At 45.5% G+C, this 24259-nt stretch carries 19 protein-coding genes and 1 pseudogene; 14 read left to right on the top strand and 6 right to left on the bottom strand.

The genetic code is table 11. The annotated features are described in order from the left end of the window. The first annotated feature begins 619 nt into the window (after window positions 1-619). Window positions 620-1897: a DUF2254 domain-containing protein gene (locus tag QE357_RS01680; RefSeq protein ID WP_309705302.1), complete on the top strand. Its 1278-nt coding sequence runs from the start codon at window positions 620-622 to the stop codon at window positions 1895-1897. 96 nt (window positions 1898-1993) lie between these two features. Here QE357_RS01680 and QE357_RS01675 read toward each other — a convergent pair whose 3' ends face one another. Continuing rightward, window positions 1994-2623 (bottom strand): MCP four helix bundle domain-containing protein, encoded by a 630-nt coding sequence (locus QE357_RS01675; protein ID WP_106636563.1) that lies wholly within the window; start codon window positions 2621-2623, stop codon window positions 1994-1996. Window positions 2624-3531: 908 nt separating this feature from the next. Here QE357_RS01675 and QE357_RS01670 point away from each other — a divergent pair. Both QE357_RS01670 and QE357_RS01665 read left to right on the top strand, forming a co-directional pair. Then, window positions 3532-6588: a T9SS type A sorting domain-containing protein gene (locus QE357_RS01670; protein WP_309705300.1), complete on the top strand. Its 3057-nt coding sequence runs from the start codon at window positions 3532-3534 to the stop codon at window positions 6586-6588. Between the two features lie 285 nt (window positions 6589-6873). Then, window positions 6874-7377 (top strand): DUF4262 domain-containing protein, encoded by a 504-nt coding sequence (locus QE357_RS01665; protein ID WP_309705298.1) that lies wholly within the window; start codon window positions 6874-6876, stop codon window positions 7375-7377. Between the two features lie 137 nt (window positions 7378-7514). Here QE357_RS01665 and QE357_RS01660 read toward each other — a convergent pair whose 3' ends face one another. Continuing rightward, window positions 7515-8510: an AraC family transcriptional regulator gene (locus QE357_RS01660; protein WP_309705296.1), complete on the bottom strand. Its 996-nt coding sequence runs from the start codon at window positions 8508-8510 to the stop codon at window positions 7515-7517. A gap of 108 nt (window positions 8511-8618) precedes the next feature. On the opposite strand from QE357_RS01660, the gene QE357_RS01655 reads away from it, so the two are divergent. The 7 genes and pseudogenes from QE357_RS01655 to QE357_RS01630 all read left to right on the top strand — a co-directional run bounded on the left by QE357_RS01655 (window position 8619) and on the right by QE357_RS01630 (window position 18010). After that, complete coding sequence (locus QE357_RS01655; RefSeq protein WP_309705294.1) at window positions 8619-10955, top strand: TonB-dependent receptor; 2337 nt, start codon at window positions 8619-8621, stop codon at window positions 10953-10955. A 42-nt stretch (window positions 10956-10997) separates the two neighbouring features. Next, window positions 10998-11427, top strand: a pseudogene (locus QE357_RS24985) (ATP-binding cassette domain-containing protein); the annotation flags it as partial. Beyond that, window positions 11413-11883: a hypothetical protein gene (locus QE357_RS24980; protein WP_409050259.1), complete on the top strand. Its 471-nt coding sequence runs from the start codon at window positions 11413-11415 to the stop codon at window positions 11881-11883. The pseudogene QE357_RS24985 and the gene QE357_RS24980, both read left to right, overlap by 15 nt. Window positions 11884-11886: 3 nt before the next feature. Then, on the top strand, window positions 11887-15126 hold the full coding sequence (locus QE357_RS01645; protein WP_309705291.1) for a hypothetical protein: 3240 nt from the start codon (window positions 11887-11889) through the stop codon (window positions 15124-15126). Between the two features lie 9 nt (window positions 15127-15135). After that, window positions 15136-16512 carry an MATE family efflux transporter gene (locus QE357_RS01640; RefSeq protein ID WP_309705290.1) on the top strand — a complete coding sequence of 459 codons (1377 nt, stop codon included), beginning with the start codon at window positions 15136-15138 and terminating at the stop codon, window positions 16510-16512. 274 nt (window positions 16513-16786) lie between these two features. Continuing rightward, window positions 16787-17275: a GyrI-like domain-containing protein gene (locus QE357_RS01635; RefSeq protein WP_309705288.1), complete on the top strand. Its 489-nt coding sequence runs from the start codon at window positions 16787-16789 to the stop codon at window positions 17273-17275. A 66-nt stretch (window positions 17276-17341) separates the two neighbouring features. Further along, the gene (locus QE357_RS01630; protein WP_309705286.1) at window positions 17342-18010 is read left to right on the top strand and encodes a class I SAM-dependent methyltransferase; all 669 of its coding nucleotides are present in this window, start codon (window positions 17342-17344) and stop codon (window positions 18008-18010) included. A gap of 424 nt (window positions 18011-18434) precedes the next feature. Here QE357_RS01630 and QE357_RS01625 read toward each other — a convergent pair whose 3' ends face one another. Further along, on the bottom strand, window positions 18435-19382 hold the full coding sequence (locus QE357_RS01625; RefSeq protein ID WP_309705285.1) for an NADP-dependent oxidoreductase: 948 nt from the start codon (window positions 19380-19382) through the stop codon (window positions 18435-18437). 127 nt (window positions 19383-19509) lie between these two features. Between QE357_RS01625 and QE357_RS01620 the strand changes: the two genes are divergently transcribed. Together QE357_RS01620 and QE357_RS01615 are read left to right on the top strand one after the other, a co-directional pair. Then, window positions 19510-19845 (top strand): helix-turn-helix domain-containing protein, encoded by a 336-nt coding sequence (locus QE357_RS01620; RefSeq protein WP_309705282.1) that lies wholly within the window; start codon window positions 19510-19512, stop codon window positions 19843-19845. 183 nt (window positions 19846-20028) lie between these two features. Then, window positions 20029-20511, top strand: a complete 483-nt coding sequence (locus QE357_RS01615) for a nuclear transport factor 2 family protein (RefSeq protein ID WP_309705280.1) — start codon at window positions 20029-20031, stop codon at window positions 20509-20511. A gap of 144 nt (window positions 20512-20655) precedes the next feature. Here the strand turns inward: QE357_RS01615 and QE357_RS01610 are convergent, their stop codons facing one another. From QE357_RS01610 to QE357_RS01600, 3 genes are all read right to left on the bottom strand, one after another. After that, a complete protein-coding gene (locus QE357_RS01610; RefSeq protein ID WP_309705277.1) occupies window positions 20656-21393 on the bottom strand; it encodes an SDR family oxidoreductase in 738 nt (245 codons plus the stop codon). A 67-nt stretch (window positions 21394-21460) separates the two neighbouring features. Then, window positions 21461-22330, bottom strand: a complete 870-nt coding sequence (locus tag QE357_RS01605; protein ID WP_309705275.1) for an AraC family transcriptional regulator — start codon at window positions 22328-22330, stop codon at window positions 21461-21463. Between the two features lie 40 nt (window positions 22331-22370). Beyond that, entirely contained in the window at window positions 22371-22739 is a 369-nt protein-coding gene (locus QE357_RS01600) for a helix-turn-helix domain-containing protein (protein ID WP_106636544.1), read from the bottom strand. Between the two features lie 88 nt (window positions 22740-22827). Between QE357_RS01600 and QE357_RS01595 the strand changes: the two genes are divergently transcribed. Both QE357_RS01595 and QE357_RS01590 read left to right on the top strand, forming a co-directional pair. Then, window positions 22828-23652, top strand: a complete 825-nt coding sequence (locus QE357_RS01595; RefSeq protein ID WP_309705272.1) for an SDR family oxidoreductase — start codon at window positions 22828-22830, stop codon at window positions 23650-23652. Window positions 23653-23664: 12 nt separating this feature from the next. Beyond that, window positions 23665-24198 carry an NAD(P)H-dependent oxidoreductase gene (locus QE357_RS01590; protein ID WP_309705269.1) on the top strand — a complete coding sequence of 178 codons (534 nt, stop codon included), beginning with the start codon at window positions 23665-23667 and terminating at the stop codon, window positions 24196-24198. Window positions 24199-24259 lie beyond the last annotated feature (61 nt).

Below are 24259 nucleotides of genomic sequence, written 5' to 3'. Positions count from 1 at the left end.
TAACCAAGCAATGCCCCTATTGCCGCTCCAAAGATGTTGAACGGACACGCCGTCCTTCCCTTGTTCGTAACGTGCTTTTTCCCAAACGTTATTATCGTTGCCGACGATGCACAAAGCATTTTTTCATGTGTCCAGCGTGGGTATCTACTAGCATTACTATTTTTCATCGCCAGAAATAAGAAATAACCTTTTTCATACCTCCTCATCCCATAGTAAAATACCTTGCACAAAGCTCTACACCCCGATACTTTTGGTATCGGGGTGTAGAGCTTTGTGTCTGTTTAGGCTAAAAATTCCGGGTGGTATGTGGCATGAAAAGCTAAAAAATTGAAAAATGAAGCCGTGCTTGACTTCATTACTAGCCCAACGGTTCAGCATGCAATCCAAATGAAGGCGTTTTCATAGCTTCAGCTATTATAACAGATAACATCAGTTCATAATAGCTGAGCTCCATGACTATCTCAGGCAAGGGAATCGTAGATCCATTTAAGCTTGAAATGCTGGGATTGCAAAACAGAGGTATACGTTAGATCATTCACCTATTGACAGCATCGACTTTTAGATGAAAACAGTCCATCGAAATCGATGGTATGCTCCTTTTCTGATCATGCCTTGACCTATGGAAACGGTGCAGAAGAGATTGGGTTACCAAGAGGAAGTTTTTAACTTAATAAACAGGCGAATGAGTGTGAATAACTTTTTTAAAAGAAAATATCAAAAAACCGTCAACAGTATTGCGTTCTTACCTGCCATCATTGCTCTGGGATTTCTCGCCTTAGGTGGCTTAATGATCACCTTAGACTATTCAGAACCAGGAAAGCTGATTAAAAGCCAGCTTGATTGGCTTCGTCTGAAAGATGCTTCGACGGCAAGAAGTATCATTGGAGCCATTGCCGCTGGCATTTTATCATTAACGGTGTTTAGCTTTTCAATGGTTATGATCGTGCTGAACCAAGCCGCTTCTCAAATGAGTAACCGGGTGCTTGGGCAATTAATCGGCAACAAATTTCAGCAGTCCGTTTTAGGTACTTACATCGGAACCATTATCTACGCTTTCTTTCTGCTTAGCACGATCAGGGATGTAGAATCAGGGATTTATATACCAGCACTCAGTACCTATTTGTTGATTTTCATTACTATTTTCGATATTTTCCTATTTATCTACTTTCTTCATTACATTACGCAGTCTGTTAAATATGAGGTTATTATACAGAAGGTATTTGATGATACGTTAGCCTCGATGAAAAAGGCGTGTGCCCACCAGCAGCCTTCTTCACTTGAGGTGTCGCCTACAACCCCCTTCCACGTGAAAGCGGTGAAGTCGGGTATCTTTGAAGGAGTTGAGCTAGAAGGGTTGAAGGCCTTTTGTCTAGAGCATTCGATTCAAATTAAAATTCTCCTCACCCCTGGAACGTTTGTATTACCCGGTACTCCTGTATTGGCAACCAGCAAGTCCTTGCCGGAGGAGTTACAGCACCAGCTACTTGAATTCATGTTTATTCCCCTGATCCAAACGATCCAGGGTAATTTTTTATACGGGTTTAGCCAATTAAGAGAAATTACCTTAAAAGCCCTCAGCACGGGCGTAAACGATCCCGGTACGGCTATCATTAGTTTGCGTGCGTTGTCATCGCTATTTTTATACCGGTCCCAACATCATCCGGAACTGTTGATACGCGATCCGCAGGGTGCTATCCTATTGGTTATACCGGAAGTTAGTTTTGAGGCACTAGTCCTGGAACATATTAATCCTATCTGGGATTATGGCCAAGATGACCGCTTGCTGTGCCATGAAATGTATGCGTTATGCTCACAGTTGCAGAAACTAACTTCCAAACCAGTTTTTGATAATCTCTTATCAAAAATAAAAGCCAGGCTTGCTTCATTTCCGTCCTAAAGGCTTAGGGTACAGGACAAATTTGTGTACTCTTTCCAGGGGTTAACGTGACCCCTTATGAACCTTGAATGTTCTAAAGAGGACCTGCTTGCTGGATTAAAGCTTCCAGAATAGCACTAATGATATTAATAATACAAGGCCAAGCTGCAAGGCAGTTAATACATAAATGTAATTCGACTGACCATTGGATTGGTTGAGTAACTCCTGGCCAACCGCCAATTGCAGAGCCGACAATTCCGTTAGGGTTTGGATCACCTGACTGAACGCAATATTTCCAGTTCCGGTCAAAAGAACCTGTCGAGCCTGTGACAGATCTTTAGGGTTCTTCATTACCTCTCCTTCTAACTTATTATACGTTTCCAGCCGTTGTTTGAGTGCATTAAACTGATCTGCCTCTCGAAGGGTTAGACTCGTTTCTTCGAAACTGGTTATTAATGAATCGATCTGTCGATTGGAACGATCCAGAGCGAAGGCTACCTGGCTCAGTGGTAGCTTCGTATTGCTTAGTACGTAGGACTCCAGCAAGAGCCGTTTGCTATAAACTTGTGAAGTCAACTTAGCAATAATAGCCGTTGGCACTAAACGATCTTTGTAGATGGAAGCTGAAGCCTCCTGAATCTGATGTACACTACGGCGATTGAGAAAAATGCTAGTCAAGATCAAACCCAGTAGACTGGCGATCAGTAAAGAATTTCTTAGAGTGGTTTTATTACGAGGTCTTTCCATACCATAAATCAAAGCTAAAAGGTTGCCATTTAATAGAGCTAAAGCTGTAAGTAACTGATTTGCCTATCAATTAGGCCTGAATTAAATAAGGGTGTTACTATAAAAGCTTGATGCCCAAGATAAGAAATAGTAAATGAATAGTCAGTAAGTGATTTCGAAGTGCGATCCATCTAGTATCAATAGACGATAGGAAGCAGAAGGTAGCAATACCACAACCTGACTATGAAGAGAAATACGAAACTAAAGTAGACATCAGCCAGCTCATGATGGATTCAGGTCTGTATAAGCATCTCTTTTACCACTCCGTCAGGGATGTTCAGGATTACCCTAACGAAAGGAAGTGAGGGTAAATGTACCCTTCTACACAACTTCTTCAAGCATCCCTATGCCTTTAAAATGGGCAAGTTACCGAGCAACTACCTGAGGTTTTACGATCAGTCTAGCAAATTTTCATAGGGATTGAACATTAGTTCAAGAGATATGACGATTTGTATCCGCTCTTCCTCTTTCCAATGCCATACATTTGCCAATGGAATAATCATATTATATATCGATTAATACATATTTTATTTTACTCCTAAAGCCTCTGCATTCCCATAGATTGTTATGAACCAGACGGTCGAGATCATACGACCTATAGACATTATATCACTGATTATTAATCAATTAATAAATATTTTATAGAATAATTACCGATGGCAAGTATGTAGAAGTTGGTTGTAGGTAAGCGGGTTTGCAAAGGGATTTAGAAAACCACATAGCTTGCTGTTAATAGTTCGTATTTCCATCAAATAACTGGATTATGCATCAGTGCCTAAGATCATTCTTATTGACAGGAATGGTCGGTAAGGTATCATTCAATCCCGTTGAAGTTTGGTTTCCCGATTACAAAACAATCTAATACACCTATGAAAAAACAATTACTTATCCTTATGAAATCGGTGATTATGCTGGCTCTGGCAGCCGTACTTCACCCTACCGTTCAGGCTCAGGTGAGAACGGCAACCGTCAAAGTGAATAAAGACCAGAAGTACCAGAAAATTACGGGCTTTGGGGGGTTCGTCAATAGTCCTCAGTTTGGGTATAACCACATGACCGAAGCCGAAATACGCAAGATGTGGGGGGCAGGCAGTGAAGCAGGCTACAACATCATGCGTATCTACATACCTACTGGCAAGGATAACTGGGGGCAGGTGCTAACAACAGCCCAATTAGCACAATCCCTGAATATTAAGATTTTCGCTTCTCCCTGGTCAATGCCGGCGGAATGGAAAACGTACAATACCATTGCCTCCCGTTATCAGGATGCAAATGGCGTATGGCAACCCGTATACCTAAAGCAGGAAAATTACGCTGACTACGCCAATTACCTCAACGACTTTGTCACCTATTTACGGCAAAATGGCGTTACACTAGAGGCTATTTCACTACAGAATGAACCTGACTATCAGGTAGATTATGCCGGATGCATCTGGACCCCTGCCCAAATGGCCTCCTTTATTAAAAGCTATGGTGATTTAATCGATTGCAAGATCATCGCACCCGAGAGTGTGGGCATCACGGATAATTACGCCAGTGCTTTTGTGAATCCCGAGGTACTTCCGCACTTTGATATATTCGGCGGTCATCAGTATGGGGCAATTCAGTCGGGCCTGCTCAATGTACAGGCTCAGGGAAAAGAAGTGTGGATGACCGAGTTTCTCATTAACTGGAATTCCGACGGTGGCTCCCGGGACTTCAACTGGTCCATTGATGGTTTTTCGTTCGCAAACGCCGTGAATCAGGCCCTGCTGTCTAATGTCAATGCCTGGATTCATTATGCAACCAAACGGTATTACGGACCTCTCGGAGATGGTATGTTTGGAAGTACTGCCGGGGTAATGACCAAACGAGGTAGTATTCTTTCGCATTACGCCAAGTATGTCACGGGTTATACCCGCATTCAAAATAGCTGGAATGACAATACGAGTGAGTTAAGAGGGTCTTCTTACCTTTCCGAAACGGGTGATAAAATTGTAGTTCAGATCATTAATCCTTCCTCGAACACTTATAATCTGTCCGTGGATTTACCCTTTCTCTCGAATGAAGGCAAATCCATTAGTACGACTCAGACGGAAAGCATGGTTGAAAGCAACGTGGATTTTCCCCAGCAAACCAACCGACCCAAGGTAACCATCAAGGCCTCTAGTGTGACCACACTCGTTTTTACCAAGAGTGGGGATTTCGAACCCTCACAAATGACTAGTGAACTCGTCAACTACGAGAAGCTTGATAACAAAACGCCAACCTCGCAAGCATTTGGTACCGGATATAAGCTCAGCGGCAAAACCTTTACCTTCCTGAATTCATCGCCCCTGTTTAGTACCAATACAAACGCGACTAACGGATACCTGCCACTGGGTGGAAAGTTTAACCGCCTGGTATTTCAGGTAGAAAGCCTTTCCTCTAGTTACAACTACTCTTCGAGCAATACCACGCTTTACTACGTAAACAAGCAGGGAGAGACCAAATCAAAAAATTACGGCAGTATTGTTTTTGACAAAAGAAACGACTTCTACTGGGTTCTGAATATCTCCGAGGACGTACTGACCGATGGTTGTATCGGAATCATTGGTATTACCAGTGGGAACGCGGCTTCCCGGCTAACGTTTAAATTCAAAGATGTGTACGTTGCCATTGGTAATGAACGGGGGTACAAGTTTTCCGGCGTGTACAGTGCAGCGGATAGTTATTTAATGGATTGCCTGGATGACGTTACGTATACTTCCCTTGACCTTACCAATGTGACCAATATTCCCACCCAAACTAACTGGCACGCGGCGGCGGCCAATAAGAATGGTTTGTATTATGTACAAACCAGCACGGTGAGTGACAAAACCAACGTAATCAACGGACAGAATTGTACGAAACTTGAACTTAGCGAAGGAGGAGGCGATTTTTATGCACCCCAGGGTTTCACGGCCACTTCAGCAGTATATCGTAGTACGTTAGACGGAGCAAGAATGCTGGTTTTACCCTTCGAAGCTACTATTCCAGAGGGCGTCAAAGCCTATACGTTGGATTTTGCTGATTCGAAAGTAGTCGGAAGAGCTATTACCACTGGAAAAATTCCTGCCAATACCCCCGTTCTGGTCAACGGAGCCGGAACCGTAGTTTTTGAAGGCTCTGGAGCGATTGCCTCCTCGAAGCAGCAGTCCGTTAATACTGCCCCTAACCAACAACAGCAATGGCTGACATTTGCGGTAGAGTCAGGCATAAGCACGGGGGTGTATGTGGGTATTCCGGCCCCCTTAGGCAGTTACTACCTGACCACTACCAATGGAACAGCCTCATTCAGTCGGGTTACCAGTGCGGGTCAACCTTCCCTGCAATCCTTCAACGCGTACCTAACCCCTGGCTTACCAACCACGGCAGCAAGTTTAGAATTGCAATTAATCGAGCAAGCACTACCCGTCAGCTTAGGCAGATTTACGGCCAAATCGGTCGAAAATGGGATACAGCTCGATTGGACTACCTATTCTGAGAAAAATAACTTTGGATTTGATATTCTGAGAAGTAAAGATGGGAAAACGTTCGAAAAAATTGGTTTCGTTCCCGGCAATGGGACTAGCGTACGGGAGCTGAATTATCGAATGGTTGATTCGTCTCCCTTGGAGGGCAGTAACTATTACCAGCTTAAACAAGTGGATCTGGACGGAACGTATCAGTATTCCGTGATCAGAGCGGTGGAACAGGTAATGCCGACATCTGTGAAGGTGTATCCTAACCCCGTAAAGGATTTTCTGACCCTTGATTTTAATGGCAATAAACTAACCGGGCTGCTTGTTATTATTGATGCAGTTGGACGAACCGTTTTTCAATCCCCATTGGATCAAGCCGATCAAAAAGTCATTAACGTCTCCACTCTGGCACCGGGTATTTATCATTATCAGGCGAATCATTTTAAAGGGAATTTCATAAAATAAATTCCAACTGATTGACCGACAGACGCATATTATAAAATGCGGGACTGTTTATGAATGAAAAATCTTGTAACATAACTACCCAACGAAGACTAGCCACAGGCTTCGTTGGGTAGTTATGTATATTCCTTTGGCATCCTTTTCAATCATGGTTACTCTGCAAAAGGGTTACTATAGCTAATTAATAGTCTTTATCTCTTCCATATTTTAGAATGGGGCGTTTATAAAAGTCTATCTACCTGTAAACCAATCTAGTATTCTTGTTAATGGTTGTATTGAAGCAAATGTATGGCTCCTATTTCCATCGATCCTTTTAAATTGCACCAAGAAGCTCAAATTGAAAGTTGGTTCCTACAGATGGCTGAAAATATACGTCAAGAATTGCTCGATAGAGTCGAGAAATATAAGTGGATTGTTTTTAACATTGTCGATGATACCTTACCTCCCTTTTCTTATACGGTAGGCCTTTTTAAGACATTCGGCCATCCTGAAATAATCATTTCTGGTATAGAGCACAAATCAGCTCACGTGATCTTAAATAATATTGGCAACGACATAGAAAATAATATGATCCGAGAACCAGACACCTTTTACCACGATATCCTAGATGACTATCCTTGCCTTTTTAAAACGGTAACTCAAAACAATTATGAGGAGTTTTTAGGTAGAGCTATTACTTACTACGAAGGTTTTGATTTTCCTGTATTACAATGCGTCTGGCCTGATTCTGAAAGAAGATTTCCTGATGACAAGGGCTATGTCACTACTATTCAGGAAATTCTATATAAATAAGCTCAAATTTAGTTGTATAGATGTTAGTAAAAGATTGATTTAATCATTGAGGTTCTTCATTGCGGCTTTGCCATTTCCTCTTCATTCCTCCAGCGGATGTCTTTAGAAGAAGTCGAAAGGCCTTCAAGGAATAAAGATCAGTCAAAACTCTTATATCTTCCCGGCGGTACGCCAAACTTTTTCTTAAAGGCGGCATTGAAGTGATGGGGGTACTTGTAGCCAATTTCCTGGCTGATTTCGGCGACGCTTTTGGTAGTGTTGAGGAGCATGGTTTGGGCTTTTTTCATGCGTTCGTCGCCCAGCATGCCGAATACAGACGTGCCAAACAGTTCCTTGAAGCCTTTTTTGAGCGTAAATTCATTGGTGCCCACCTGCCGGGCCAGATCCGTCAGGGAATAGGGGTCGTCCAGGTGGGTGAGCAGGATGGCTTTGGCGTGATGCATCTTTTCGTAGTCCTGCGGCCTTAGATGCGGACATCCCTCACAATTGTGCTCGAGCAGTTGCTCCAGTTGCAGCATCAGGAGTTCGATCACTTTGGCTTCCAGAAATAGCTTTTTATAGACGCCCGTTTTTGAACAGTTAACAATGGCCTCGATCACGTGGTGCATGGCTGGACTGATCGGCAGATTATGTCGGCCCAGCAAGCTGTGTTGCTGGTGCTGCATGTGCTTTTGGAAGGCGGCAAGGCGGTGGTGATCGGAGCCTGACAGGTAGTGTTCAAATACGCTCGGACGAATATTGATTTCCAGAATTCGGGCATGCGAAGCGTTCAGGTGCATCGTTCCTTTCGTGCCGGGCACGTAAATCAGATTATGGGTATTGCTGCTAAACTGATAGGGAGTTACCCCCGGCTCCCGGAATGCAGCTTCACTCTGCCCACACAGATCGAAATGCATTTCAACCGTCTCAAAATCACTTTCAAATTGCAGCAGCGTGGTTTGTTTGAGCCGTAGATCGCCGTAGCCGATGTGGATGCCGTCGAGCAGTATTTCCCGGTACGTTCCCCGGCTTGAAGCCAGATCAATGGTGGTAACCCGTTCTATGACAGGCTCATTGGATACCAGCATCGCTCTGTCAACGGTTTGCTCCAGGAGGATTTCTTCCAGATCGCGAAGGTGTATCTTCAGATGCATAAAATTCCTTTTCACGTATGTTTCACTCCGGCTGACGTACCGCCCCCTCTACCCCGAGTCCGTAGTTTTGCCGAAACTACTTACTTATTTAGAATTATTCTACATTACATGGGCAGACTTATTTATTTTCTTGGATTGTTTCTGTTGAATGTTGGCCTAGTGCTAGCTCAGCGGGGGGCTACGATTCGCGGACGGGTGGAAGAGGAAAATGGCCAACCCATCACCGACGTTACCATCGAACTGAAACCCGTCCATCGCGGTAAGACATCTGACGAACAGGGGCGTTTTTCGTTCACCAATATACCCGCCGGCTCTTACGAATTGCAGGCCAGCAGCCTGAACTATCAGTTTGACCACAAGCTAGTTGCGGTTGCCGACGGCCAAACAGTTACGGTTGTGCTGACGGCTACGACCAAAACGTTACAGCTAAGTCCCGTAACCATTACGGCTGAAAAATACGCGAATACGCAGCAGCGGACGGCTCTGTCGGTTTCGTCGCTCAGCAGTCGGCAGATTCAGGAACGCCGGATTCAGGAGATGGGCGATATGCTCATGTCGGTACCTAACCTGATGAGTATGAACGTGGGTTCACCAACATTGACAATGACTTCCATTCGGGGCATAAACACGTTTTCGCAGAATCCGGTCGTCGGGATTTATGTCGATGGCATTCCGATGTTCGACGGGTATTCCAGTTCGGTGCAGATTCAGAATATCGAGCGGGTAGAAGTGCTGAGGGGTCCACAAAGTACGCTCTATGGACGTAATGCCTTGGGTGGGGTAATCAATATCATTACCAGTAAACCGGGCAATATGACCCACGGTTTTGGGGAGCTTACATTAGGTAATTTTAGTCGACAACGCTACGCAGCAGGGTTGTCGGGGCCCCTCGTTAAACACAAATTATTTGCTGGATTTTCAGGGATTTATGATACCCGAAACGGTTTCTTTACGAATCTCTATACGGGCAGAAAGTTTGACAAACCCGAAACCTACAGCGGAAGCCTGAATCTGCGATACCTGGTTTCGGACCGCTTGTCCTTCACGCTTCATTCGCGGGGTGAGTACAACCACATCACCGGAACCTTCCCCTATACCTTTGCGTCGATGGCGGAGCAACAGCCGCTGACGATCAACCAGAACGGTACCAATCGGGAGACGCAAAAGCTGGTGACGACGTCTTTGCAGGCGGTGTATCAACTCAAGGGCATGGAACTGTCGTCGCTGACAGGCCATACGTTTATGAGCGATACATACCAGGATTATGACGTCGATTATTCGCCTGCCGATTTCATGCTTTACGAAATGCCTTTCCAGCCGCAAAACACCCTTACGCAGGAGTTTAAGCTGGTTAGTAATCAGCACGAAAAGCTTCGGTTTACGGCGGGACTGTTTGGCTTTATGGACCGAAAAAAAGCCGAAACCGTTTACCGTTACGGAGCCGATGCAGCTACCTATTATCCGGGGGCACCCTATTCGAGCTTCATCTACTCCGACAAAAAAATACAGGGTCTGGCGGCTTACGTACACGCGACCTACGCGTTGACCAGCAAACTGGATCTGATTGCGGGCTTACGGTATGATTACGAAAACCGGACGCTGACGCATCGAACCGAAATGGCCAAACCGGGCGAAACGCCGACGGTGATCACTCCCGACAAAACCATTGACGGGCATAACGATGCCGTGTCGCCCAAGCTTGGCTTTTCGCTGAAAGCCACTTCCGATCTGATGGTCTACGCCACCTACTCACGCGGCTATCGGTCGGGGGGCTTTAACCAGTATACCGCACGGGCTAACAAGCTGAATTACAAGCCTGAGTTCACCGATAATTTCGAAGTAGGCGTCAAGTCGGAGTGGCTGAATCGTCGCCTGCGAGCCAATCTGGCCCTGTTCTACGTTGCCTGGAAAGATCAGCAGCAAAGCGTGGCCTTCCCCGATCTGATCACGGATAATGTGGGAAAGCTGCAAAACAAGGGCCTCGAACTGGAATTGACCGCCCTCCCCCTGAAAGGACTGGAGGTGAACTACAATCTGGGCATGGTCGATACGAAGTACCAGTCGTTGATTCTATCTGACGGAGCGGGCAAAAACAAAGACTACGCGGGTAACCACCAGATTTTCACTCCCAAACTCAGCACCAGTCTGGCCGCTACGTATCGGCACACGCTGGGCCAGCAAGCCGCTCTCTTCGTGACCCCCGAATGGAAGTATCTGGGCTTGCAGTACATGAACTACTACAACGACCTGATCCAGCAGCCGTTTAGCCTAATTAATCTCAACGCAGGGGTAAAATACGGCCCGGTCGAAATCAGCGTCTGGGGTAAAAATATGGGCGATGTTCGCTACCTGACATTTGCCTATGCCACTACGGTAAAAGCTCAATCGCCTGTCGCACAGGGGGCTCCCCGCACCATAGGCGTTACGTTGAACGCTGGTTTTTAAACGTTGTTTTCGACAGCCGGGCTGTCAAAAAGAAAAATCATTATGGAATTACGGATCACGAATCTTTCCAAGACCTATCCCAATGGGAAACAGGCTCTTAAGCATATTACCCTGACCATTCAAAACGGCATGTTTGGCCTGCTGGGGCAGAACGGAGCGGGTAAATCGACCCTTATGCGGACCATCGCTACGTTGCAGGACGCCGACACGGGCAGCATCTTTCTGGATGATATTGACGTACTGAATCAACCCGCCCGAAATGCGAAAAGTACTCGGTTATCTGCCGCAGGATTTTGGCGTCTATCCCAATGTATCGGCGGAGGAAATGCTCCTCTACATCGCCGAAATGAAAGGCATTACCCACGCAGCCGAGAAGAAAGAATCGGTTGAAACGCTGCTGCATCGGGTGAATCTGTACGAAGTGCGGCACAAAAAGCTCAGCACCTATTCGGGCGGGATGAAACAGCGGTTTGGCATTGCTCAGGCCTTGCTCGGCGAACCCCGCATCGTGATTGTCGATGAGCCGACGGCAGGCCTCGACCCGCTCGAACGCAACCGCTTCTATAATCTGCTCAGCGAAATTGGCGAAAACACCATCGTTATTCTATCGACGCACATTGTAGAAGACGTCAGCACGCTCTGCAACGACATGGCAATCATTGGCAACGGAACGGTGTTGCAGGCCGGTAAACCAACCGATATTGAAACGGCACTGGACGGCTGCCTATGGGAAAAACAGATCGACAAACACCTGCTGGGGCAGTATCAGCAACAGTTCGAGGTGATTTCGAATCGCTTTCACGCGGGTAAACTGATCATTACAGTCTATCAGGAAACCATGCCCGACCCCGGTTTCTGGCGAAAAATACCTACGCTCGAAGACGCCTACTTCAAACGACTGTCGCAAACCACCCCGCAACCCGTTTAAGCCATGTTCAGCACGATTTATCGCTTCGAAGTCCGGCAGCACCTCAAAAAGGTATTTACCTGGGTATTTCTGTTTTTGATGATGGCTCAGGGCGTGTATTACATGCACCATTCCGGTGCGTTTTACAGTGCCGACCGCACCTTTGCCAACGCTCCGGCCATCGTGTATACGGTGCTAGCGGGGATGGGTTACCTGGGATTCATTGTGGCGGGAATTTTCGGAAGTCTGGTTTTGGGAAAAGATCTGGAATACAAAACTGCTTCGTTTCTCTACACCACGCGGGCTACGGAAAATACCTTTTTTGCGGCCCGTTATCTGGGGTCGCTGGTGGTGTTACTACTGTTATATGGCGGCTACCTGTTAGGCATCATGCTGTATAATTACCTCCCCATAGATAATCTAGGTCCGGTGGCGTGGGGTGCTTTTCTGCGGGGTATTCTGCTGATTTTTCTGCCGAACGTTTTTATCATTTATACCCTTTGCTTTGGTATTTCGGTGCTGTTCCGCAATCCGAAGCTGGCTTACATGGTGGCCCTGCTGACGTTGTTATTGATGATTTTCGGCGAAACGACCTTCGACAGTAATCCGCAAACGGTGCTGCTCGACCCAACGGCATTTTCGGTCCTGCACAGCCAGTTGGAGCATTTATCACCCGCCGAGAAAAACAGCTTTAGCCCTGATTTCGCGGGACTTCTGCTTTGGAACCGTGTGATCTGGATAACCCTCGGGATGCTGGCGTTAGGGCTGGCGTGGCGACGGTTTTCATTCCGATCCTTTATCTCCCGAACCGAACCGGTCAGCAAAACCAACCCCGCCGACCATCGCCCAATGGTTGCCGTACGGACTGACTTGCCCACCCGAAAAACCCGCCAGCATTTTTCGCCCGCTTCGGATTGGAACAAGGTGTTTTCGCTGGCCTGGCTGGAGTTCAAAACCACCGTTCGACCGCTGGGCTTCCGAATTTTTCTCACCCTTCTCCTGGTGATGTACGTCGGCTACACCGCCGTCTGGCAGCAACAGTATTACTCAGCCGCCCCAACGCTCCCCGTAACGGTCGAGATCACGTCGGTTACCTTGCCGATGGCGTTTTACATCCTGATGTTCCTGATTGTCAATACGACCGAACTATTATTTAAGAACAGTAGCACCGGATTCTGGCAGATTGGCGACGCCTTACCTGTACCTACGTGGGTGAGTCTACTCTCAAAGATCGCAGCCATGACGGGCGTAGCCTTCCTGATTCTGGTCAGCTTTACCTTGTTCGGGGTGGGCGTACAGGCGGCCAAAGGCTATTACGATTTCGACTGGATGGTGTATGGCGAAGATCTGTTCATCCGTTGGTTACCGAAATACGTCCTCTACATTTTACTAACCGTGTTTGTGGCTGGATTAACGGCCAATCGGTACGCGACCCACTGGATTACCATTCTGTTCCTGCTCTTTAGCCTCATTCTGCACGAAACCGATGTCATCGAGCAGAACCGGTTGAACTTCATGTTTTCGCCGGGCACGAAAATGAACACCGACATGAACGGCAACGGCCTGTTTACCCTGGCTCACGGCTGGTATATGCTGTACTGGTTTTCGCTGGCGGTAAGTCTGTGCCTGGTCGGACTCTGGCTCTGGCAACGCGGTACGCTGACGCCCCTGGGCAAACGGCTGGCCCATCTCAAAAAACAAGTCAGTCCGGTTACGCTGGTTCTTTTTGTGGGTGGGTTGCTTGGCTTTGGATTCTGCGGCCAACGCATTTACCAGGCCGTAAACGTTGACAATCATTTTCAAACAAACGAAGAAGCCCGAACCGAAGCGGCCCTGTATGAAAAAACGTATAGTTCATATCGTTACAGCCCACAACCCACTATTTCCCGTTTCAACCTTCAACTTGATTTTTACCCTGCCGAGCGAAACGTAAGCTACACCACGCAGCTTCATGTGCAGAACCGCACCTTACTGCCGATGGATACCCTTCATGTGGAATGGATGGATTTTTCGGCACTTCGCAGCCTGTCGGTCAACGGCAAGCCACTTTCTTTGCTTCGTCAAGATACAACGCTACGTCATGCCCTATACCGACTGCCTTGGCCTCTTTTGCCCAATGACTCGCTGATTGTTACGGCCGTCGGTACCTTGCAGCATACGGGCTACACCAACGGCGATCCGCAACCGGAGCTAACCTTCAACGGTAGTTTTCTGCCCTCCGGCATCCTGCCTTATTTTGGCTACGATCCGCGTCGCGAACTCAAGGAAAACCAGTATCGCCCCGATTACGGCTTGGCTAAACTGACCCATCGACTACCCGCCCCAACCGACCAACGGGCTTCGCAGCAGCTTTTTGCCTCGACGCAGGCGTTACGTCCCGACTACATCCTGACCATCAGCACGACTGACGACCAACGGATTGTGGCTCCGGGAAAACTGGAAAAGGAATGGCAACAACAAGGGCGACGCTACTATCGGTTTCGGTCGGAGCAGCCGACCGCCTTCGCTTTTCATCTGCTATCGGCTCGCTATGCCGTCAAAAAAGCAACGGATCGGATAGCTGGCAAGCCCGTTGCCATTGAGTTGTATTATCATCTGGGGCACCCCTATAATACCAGCCATCTGTTAACAACCGCCCGACAAGCCCTCGATACGTTGAGTCGGTGGCTGGGGCCTTATCCCTACACGACGCTACGGATCGCCGAACGCCCCCGTTACGATGAAGAACTGTTTGCCGAGGACAACGTACTGGTTTTACCCGAAAATCACGGCTGGATTGCCGACGTACGTTCACCCAGTGATTTGGATTACCTGCACTTTGTCGTTACGCGACTCATCGCCCAGCAGTTTATGCAGCAGGCCAACGTCAGCCGAACGCAGGGCTATCCACTCATTACCCGATCCATTCCATACTATCTGGCCCTGTGTCAGCTTGAGCAAACACACGGTTCCGAAGCGGTTCAGCACCATCTGACCAAAAGCCGCGATCAATACCTGAAAGGTCGGGCGAAGGAGACGAACGAAGAACCCTCGTTGCTGCAATGCGACGAAGAGGCCGACTACGTATTCAATGAAAAGGGAGGAGCTGCCTTGTATGAGTTGAGTAAAACGGTGGGCAAACCCCGACTGAATCGACTCATCGGACAGTTTTTGCAACAGGCCAGGCTGTCGCCAAAGCCAATTCCAGCCACGGTGTTTTATGACCAGCTCCGGGCCTCCGTGGGCAATCGGGCCTTGTTAACCAGACTTTTCGAAGAAAAATAAGCCTTATCCATGATTGAAAAAGAGAAGCAACTGATCCTGAACGGAGCATTAACCACCGTACTGTGGCAATTGGCGTGGCCTGCCGTACTGGCAATGGTTTTATACGGACTGAACAGTTTTCTGGACGGCGTTTTTGTCGGCCAATTGATGAATCAGGACGCTCTGGCTGGCGTTGGCATGGCTTACCCACTGTCGCAAATCACGCTGGGGCTGGGTAGTCTGGTCGGTACGGGAGCGGGCACTGTACTCAGTATCTGGCTGGGAGCCAACGAAAAAGCCAGGCTGAGCCAACTACTGGGCACGGTCAACCTGCTTTGCCTGTTGCTGGCCGTGGTGGTTTGTTTGCCCTTGTATGGGTTGGCCGAACCGCTGGTGCGGGCCTTAGGAGCCCGCGGAGCCGTGCTGGGGTATGGCTCCAGTTATTTTCGGGTAACGATTCTCGGATCGTTTTTCTGGATTCACGGGCTGGCCCTGAACATGATGGTGCGGGGCGAAGGGAAAATGAAAACAGCCGCCTGGATGATTGCCGTAGGTCTGATCGTCGACGTAGCTCTGAAACCCATTTTCATCCAGACGTTCGGCTGGGGCGTAGACGGGGCCGCCTGGGCCACCAACACAGGTATGCTGGTCTACTCGCTGGTGGGGCTCTGGTACTTCGCGACGGGACGTGCTTCGTTTGCCTCCGACTGGAAAACGCTACGGCTGCCGAAAGACCTGCTCGGGTCCATTCTCAAATCGGGCCTGCCGGGCATGATCCTGACGCTGATGACGGTTATTCAAAGCATAGTCGTTCTACACGCCATCACCCACTACGGTACCGACGCCGACTTGCCTTTCTACACCGCCTGCAACCGTATTCTTCTGTTTCTGATGACGCCCATGATTGGCCTGATGCGGGCCCTCCAACCCGTGGTGGGCATGAACTACGGAGCCGGTCGTTATGATCGGGTAAGGCGTTCGTACTGGCTATTTACCGCCTGCGGTGCCGGGTTGATTGTCCCCGTCTGGCTTTTTATGACGCTATTTCCCTTATCGACTATCCACAGCATTCTGCCCGGTATTGCCGTTTCGACGCAGCAACTGACCGATTTTCGGGTGTATCTGGCGGTGCTGCCTTTCCTTCCCATCGTGTTCATGGTTCTGGTTACGTTGCCTTCCATCGAAAAAGCCAAACAGACCTCGCTGATCGCCCTACTCCGGCAGGTGATTTTTTACCTACCCGTGATGCTTTTCTTCCCCCGCTTTTTCGGCGTCCGGGCCATCTACTGGGGCAGCACCCTGATCGACGTTGTGGTTATTTTGATGACGTTGGGGATACTATTGAAGAGTTTTAAAGAGTTGGGGGCAGGGGAAGATCGGGTAATGGTTTCTGAGATTAGTAGCTGATAAGTGCGATACCGTCCGTGGCGTTCGACGATCTGCGATAGGCTTTGGCATTTTCTGACGGCACCATTACCTTTAAGCGATGACCTAATAAGTACTGTATGGGACAGTTATACATCATACAAGCCGTTCTTGTCCACACCATACTTGAAAATCTTACTTTCAGACTTCTTATAACTATTCCATTGACTTTGAAACCAACCGAATTGCAAAAGCAAAATTTTCAATTTTGGGTGCTTCGGGACGTTTAGATAGATAATGGTATTGATAAAGAAAAATGACACCAAGAATAGAAACATCAAATGAAAAGAAATTAGTCGGAAAACGATTGACTATGAGCTTTGCCAACTATAAAATTGGCGAACTTTGGAAAAGCTTTAAGCCAAGACGAAAGGAGATAACCAACCACCTGACAGAAGATCTCATTTCATTGGTTGTTTATCAGCCGACCCATTTTGAGAATTTTAAACCAACTAATGAATTTGAAAGGTGGGCAACTATTGAAGTGTCGGACTTTGACCATGTGCCCAACGAAATGGAAACTTATGTTTTGCCAAGCGGGCTTTACGCGGTTTTTGATTACAAAGGTTTAAGTACAGATAATTCCATTTTTCAATACATTCTTGGAGTGTGGTTACCAAATTCGGACTACGTTTTGGACAACAGGCCACATTTTGAAATTTTAGGCGAGAAATACGACAATAACGACCCGGCATCAGAAGAAGAAATCTGCATACCGATCAGTCCGAAGAGCACTGGCTACTAGCACGTATTCTATGTCAGGCAAAGTCCCTCTTAAAGCGGCAGATACACTCCACCAATAGAAGACCGAATGAACACCGTAGAACTATTTGAAAACGAAAGAGCAACAGGCTACAACCAGTTTGTAGAAACCTGGATACCCAACTATAGTTATTTCCTGGAGCGTTTGCCCAAACTACTCAGCGAAACAAAAGGCAGTGATTTGTTGGTGGTTGGTTGCGGAACGGGGAACGAGATCGAAAAATTTGTCCAGGCACCCAAACGGTGGAACATAACTGGCGTTGACCCCTCGCCGGACATGATCAAACAAGCCAGCGAAAAACTTCAACCCTACGACAACGTAACGCTACGGGAAGGTTTGGTTTCTGATCTTTCCACCGACAAGAAATACGATGCGGCCACGCTTTTGCTGGTTTTACATTTTCTGGACGACAACGGCAATAAACTAAACTTGCTGAAAGACATTGGGGATCGATTGGTTTCGGGAGCACCCTTCGTATTGCTGGACATTACGGGCGACAGAAACCAGATCAAACAAAATCTACAGGTTCTCCGGCTTCTCTTGCCAGACGGTTTAGAGCAGGAACAAGTCAGCAGTCGTCTGAACCGAATAGAAAAGGAACTGTATGCCGTTTCAGAAGAACGGCTCTCGACCTTGTGTCAGGAAGCAGGCTTTGAACCGCCCCTCCGCTTTTTTCAGTCATCCATTTACATAGGCTGGCTAACTAGAAAGAAGTAGATGAAATAGCTATGGCAAATCGAGACCCAGGCCCATTTACCAAACGAGGCTATTAGTCATTTTGAGGGCACCAGAACTATTACTGTAAAGTTTTAGCAGAGCTGCGGGCGTAGCAAAGGGGTAAAAGTCCGGCAATTGAGCTTAACAATTTTTTCCACTAGGCAAGGCAGTAAATTTCTCCGAAGAAGAGATCAAAAAAACACATTAATAGGATTCATTGAAAGTTACTTTTGTTTAGAAAACTGAATTACTGTTTTTATTTGATAGGGATTAATAATTCAAAATGTATTAACTCTTTTTTATAAGTTAAAAAAAGGTTTTACCTACTATTTTTCAACATAAATAATAGGTAAAACCTTTTCAATTTTAAATCACCATAATAGAAAATAAATCATTGGTATAAAAAGGCTATTTGCTCTTACTTTTAAATAGTTACCACCACTTTTCCAACTACCCGGTTTGTTTCTACTTCCAAATGAGCTTCTCTTATTTCTTCAAACGAAAAAGTTTTGTAAATATGAGGCTTTACTACACCCTTTTTTAGAAGGGAAGCGATTGCATCCATGGTGTCTTTTCGAGATTCTACCATGTAAAAAATAAGTTTTACTCCTTTTTTTGATGCTTCTTCAAGTAATTCCTGGGGTATTTCAGGCGAAGGCAAAGTAACTATAACACCGCTGTCTTTGATACTATGTATCGAGTTCATCAACGTTTCTCCGCCTACAGTATCAAGAATAATATCGACATCTTTTACTACTTCTTCAATCTTTTCTTGGGTATAATCGATATGCTTATCTGCACCCATATTGAGTAAAAATTCTTTGTTCTTGGCAGACGAAGTTGCGATAACATAAGCTCCAAGATGTTTGGCAATTTGCACAGCTAAATGCCCTACACCTCCCGAAGCTCCGTGAATCAATACGTTATCGCCTTTTCTTACTTGGGCAACGTCTACCAAGGCCTGATAAGCGGTGGAAGCAACCATTGAAGTAGCTACCGCTTGTTGATGGGTTACATTACCGGGTTTCAATGTCAAATGAGTTGCTGGCGAAGCCACATATTCGGCATAGGCTTTACCGTTTCCGAAAAAATTCACCATTCCAAAAACTTCATCTCCCGGTTTGAAATTTTTCACATTAATTCCTGTTTCACTAACGATACCAGAAATATCCCAACCTAAGATAACGGGTCTGTTTTTTCCAAAAATCCAATCTAAAATACCTTCGTTAGCTCTTGCCTTTACATCTACGGGATTTATACTAATTGCTACTACTTTTACCAAAACCTCGTCGCTTTTGATGATAGGAGTTTCAACTTCTGAGGTCATAAGTTTATCCACACTTCCTGCCTCTTGTAAAATAAATGCTTTCATCGTCTGGTTTTTAATAATTAGTGAGGCAAAACTAATTTACCAGTATACTTGTGACAAGTATGCACTATTTTGTAACCTACGAACTAAAAATATACCAACATTAAAAACCAATTAATTAAATTTACAAATGAGCAAAAAATTTATTAATGAACCTTCCTGTCCAGTTGACTACGCTTTTCGTAGAATTGGCGGGAAATACAAAGGCAGAATACTCTGGTATCTGCATTTAAATACCATCATGCGATACGGTGAGCTCCGAAAATCGCTTTTTGACGTAACACCCAAAATGTTAACGCAAACGCTTAGAGAATTAGAAGATGACGGGCTTATCACTCGGAAAGTGTACCACGAAATCCCGCCCAAAGTGGAATACGCTCTCACTGAAACGGGCGGAGAACTTACCCCATTTATTGAACATTTAAAAGATTGGGGAACGCGTCAATTAAAGAAGGACATTCAATAGAATGTTATTGATCCGTGAATTCATCTTCCCATCCCATCTTTGCCAAACTGGGCCGCCGGGCGGTTTGGCAAAGATGAGATGATCCTGAACAAATCAGGACGATTAATAAATGCATGCTGTCCCTTACCGACTTTACCAATCATTTTACCGGCAACGCTGACGCACTGAACACTCACTACAAAAATGGAAGACCAACTAAGCATATTGATTCAAAAAGCTCAAATCAGCCATTTGCTGACCAACTATTTCGGAGCAATAGATGACAAGAAACTGGATAAAACTACTGTAGAAACTACCTTTACCGAAGACGCAAAAATTTTAAGACCGAACGGTTCAGTCACGACTGGACACGATAACATACTTGATGGACATCGAAAAAGTTTCGCCCGATTTAAAGCGACACATCATGTCATTACAGACTACATCATCGACATTTATGACCACACAGCAACCTTACGAGCCAATTTAACAGCCATGCATTTGTGGGCAGGCGATGATGAAAATTCGCCACTTCATAACAAACACTTCCTTGCTGGGGCAGTATTGACCGCACAAGCTATCAAAATTGGCACTAATTGGAGGATTAGCGAATTGGTAAATCGCAATGTTTGGAGAACTGGTGATGGGATGGCAGAAATGGCAAACTATGAGCGACCTGAAGGCTGACACCGAAAACACGGCTGGCAGCATCGGCTTGACGTTACGCAACTCAACGGCCCACATTCCGTAGGTAGACTTCTGACAAAATACCTTGATCTAACAACAAGAAGCCCCATTTTCTGGGGCTACGATTGACGAGAGCTCTGGTTGTCACCAAGGAATTTCTCCCGTTTCAGGATTATTTTCTTCGCTAAAAAATTTCCCCGTAGGTCCATCCCTATCCATTAATGCATATTTCACAATTCGCTTTCCTGCATCTTCCACACTACCCGGACCTCGGTGACCGTTGAAATCGGTCTTCGTATATCCAGGGCAAACGGCATTTATTTTGAAATTGGTATCTTTCAGTTCGTATGCCAATACAACGGTATACATATTCAAGGCCGCTTTTGAAGAAAGATAAACGACACCTTTGTAGTCATAATACTTGTAAGAAGGGTCGCTGTGTAAGGTAATTGAACCTTGACTTGAACTAACATTGACAATACGAGGTTCAGAAGATTTTTTCAGCAAATCAATAAATGCTTGTGTAACCCTTACTACTCCATAAACATTGACATTGTATGCCTCTTTAAACTGCTCTATAGTTGCATCAAATGCAGATTGCGGATAGCCACCGTAGATTCCGGCATTGTTGATAAGAATATCCAATGATTTTGTTTTCTTGCCTATTTCTATACGGGCTTCTTTTACCGATTCCTCATTTGTTATGTCAAGTTGAATAGCTTCTACATTATTTATCCCTTCCGCTTTCAATTGATCAATGGCTTCTAAACCATTTTCTACTTGGCGACTGCCGAGATAAACATACATTCCTTTTTGAGCAAGTTGCCTTGCTACTTCAAAGCCAATGCCTTTGTTAGCTCCTGTTACTAATGCTGATTTCATTTCTTTGCTTTTAAATTAACAAAGCAAAAGTAGATAGCTATAAAACAGGGAAGCTGGACAAATCCATTTATGATCTTGACGAATCTTGCCGGGCTAAAAACGCACTTACACTTTTCCCCGTGCATTTTTTAAAAAGTCTTGAAAAGTAATCAGGATCATTAAATCCTAGCTCATACGCTACTTCTTTTACAGAAAGATTAGAATAACGTAGTTTCCGCTGGGCTTCTATCATCAAACGGTTTGTAAAAAAATCCTTGGGCGATGTTCCAGAATATTCTTTTACGAGCCGATATAAGCTGTTTGTACTTAAAGCTAATTTCTCAGCAATGGTATGAATAGATGGTTGTTCTACCAAGTGCGTTTCAACCATTAATTTAAACTCAATAAACTTTAACAAATTGGTATTTACAACAGTAACTGGTTCATATTTAAAATACGCACTATTTAATTCTGACAACAGTAAACTCAAGTAGGCTAGTTTTATTTCTGAGTCGGTTGAATGTTTATCTATAGAAAGTATCTGATTTATAATTTCAAAAACTTTCCTTACTCTTCCCCTTGTATGAGCATCAAAATTGATAATTTGTGTGTGTAATGGATTAACTAAAAATGGAAAGTATTGGGGTAACAATGACAAGGTATTTTCATCGAATAATACCTTGAAGTATTTAAGATTACCTGTTATCGTAGGGGGTTCAAAAATTTGATTTGGCATTGCAAAAAGCAATTGGCCACTAGTGACCGTAATGTCCTGTAAGTCTAATTTGTAAGTAACAGAACCGCAGTCTATTAAAACGATAAAATAAGAAGTCAACCTACGAGGTTGGAGAAATTTTTGCTGAATGTCAGAAGCAGGATAAGGATTGTCGTTGGAGTTAATTTTAATCTTCAACTCATCATTCGGTACGTTTTCATATTTTTCGTTTGTTCCTTGCATATGGTCTGCTATTATGACTAGTCATACAAATGGCATTTCGCTACGCTCCCATGGAAATGCTTTGTTTATGTTCCTTTCCCCACATTGCCAGTTGGTTTATGATAGGAATGAGCTGTTGGGCAATAGGCGTAAGCTCGTATTCAACACATGGAGGAACATCTGCATATACGGTACGCGTCACGAGTTTATTTTCTTCCATTTTCCTGAGCTGCAACGTGAGCATCCGTTCGGTGATGTTCGGGATTCTTTTTTTCAGTTCGCCAAAGCGTAGTTTTCCATTGGCAAGATGGCAGCAGATAGCCAGTGTCCATTGTCCACCAATGAGGCTTACGGAATAGATCTCGTCACATTCATCCGTTAAAAGCTGTTTGTTCTGAAAATTGGTAGAGCTTTCTTTGATCTTACTCATCACTAACATTTTTGTATGTACCTTACAATTAGTCGTCAATATACGGAAGTAGCTGTTGCTGATTTTCCTTTGTAAGAAAATTAGTGATATGAACCCCACGGTATTGATTACGGGCACAAGTTCAGGGTTGGGCAAGGAACTGGTGCAACATTTTGCCCATCACAACTGGCAGGTCATCGCTACGAGCCGGAAGCCGAAAGGAATGTGGAAAGATTACGAAAATGTGTCTGAAAAACCACTGGATGTCACCAATGCAGCAAGCGTAACTGCACTTTTTGAGGAGCTGCACCTGTCCGCGTCAACAATTGATCTGGTGATTAATAATGCCGGCAGAGCTGTGTTAGGCTCATTAGAAGACACCACGATAGACGCAGTGCAGCAAATCTTTGAGGTAAATGTGCTGGGCGTGATCAGGATGCTGCAAGCCCTCGTCCCCTACTATAGAAAACGGGGAAAAGGCCGGATTATCAACGTAAGTTCTTTGTCGGGACTGGCCGTTGATATACCACTGGCTTCGGTGTATGCCATGTCCAAATTTGCCTTGGAGGGACTAACGGAGGGAGTTTTCTTTGAGCTGAAAGCATTGGGTATTGATATTCATCTGGTAGAACCGGGCGGTTTCAAGTCTTCCCTGGTTGATAATGCCATCCTGTTTCCGACCGATAAAGACCCGGTCTACGACAGCATAAACGCCAACCTGAGTAAGGTTCTGACAACCAAGTTGACCGATCCGCATTCGCCCCATACGGCAATAACGGATGTTGTGGAGACCATTTATAAACTAGCGATTGGTGAAATTAACGCGTTTCGTAATCCCGTGGGCAGCGATACCGCCGAGATCTTACAGCTTCGCTCCAACCAGACCATTGACGATTACCTTGATGTGATCGGCAGCAAATTTTCTATTGACTAACACGATTACTTCATGAAAACATTGATTATTGTAATCCACCCTGATCTTACGCATTCGGTCATTAATAAAAGGTGGATAGAAGCATTAGAGAAACAACCGGAAAAATATACTATCCATAAACTATACGACACATACCCGGACGAAAAGATTGATGTACGGGCGGAACAACAACGAATAGAGCAATATGATAAAATCATATTTCAATTTCCACTCTATTGGTTCAGTTCGCCACCGCTCCTGAAAAAATGGTTTGACGAGGTATTAATCCGTGGCTGGGCCTACGGAAGCAAAAGCGGCTATAAAATGGCTGGGAAAAGAATTGCGTTGGCCATATCTGCCGGAATAGCTGAAGATGAATTTATGTCAACGAAAAAATATAAATATACGCTGGAAGAACTAACCCGACCTTTTGAACTGACTTTTGACTATGTAAAAGCCGATTACCGGTCTTTCTACGCCTATTATGGGATGGAACACAATGCAACCAAGGAATGGGTAGAGCAGAGCATTCCGGGGTACCTCAGTTTTATCGAAACGTTAGGATAATATAACAAACAGACCATGTACGGGCAATCGCCCGACATGGTCACGAAATAGTTTGTGGCAA

Source organism: Siphonobacter sp. SORGH_AS_0500, assembly GCF_031453245.1.
Classification (GTDB): Bacteria; Bacteroidota; Bacteroidia; order Cytophagales; family Spirosomataceae; genus Siphonobacter.
The sequence above is the reverse complement of the archived record's forward strand: the minus strand, read 5'-3'. Positions and strand labels throughout refer to the sequence as shown.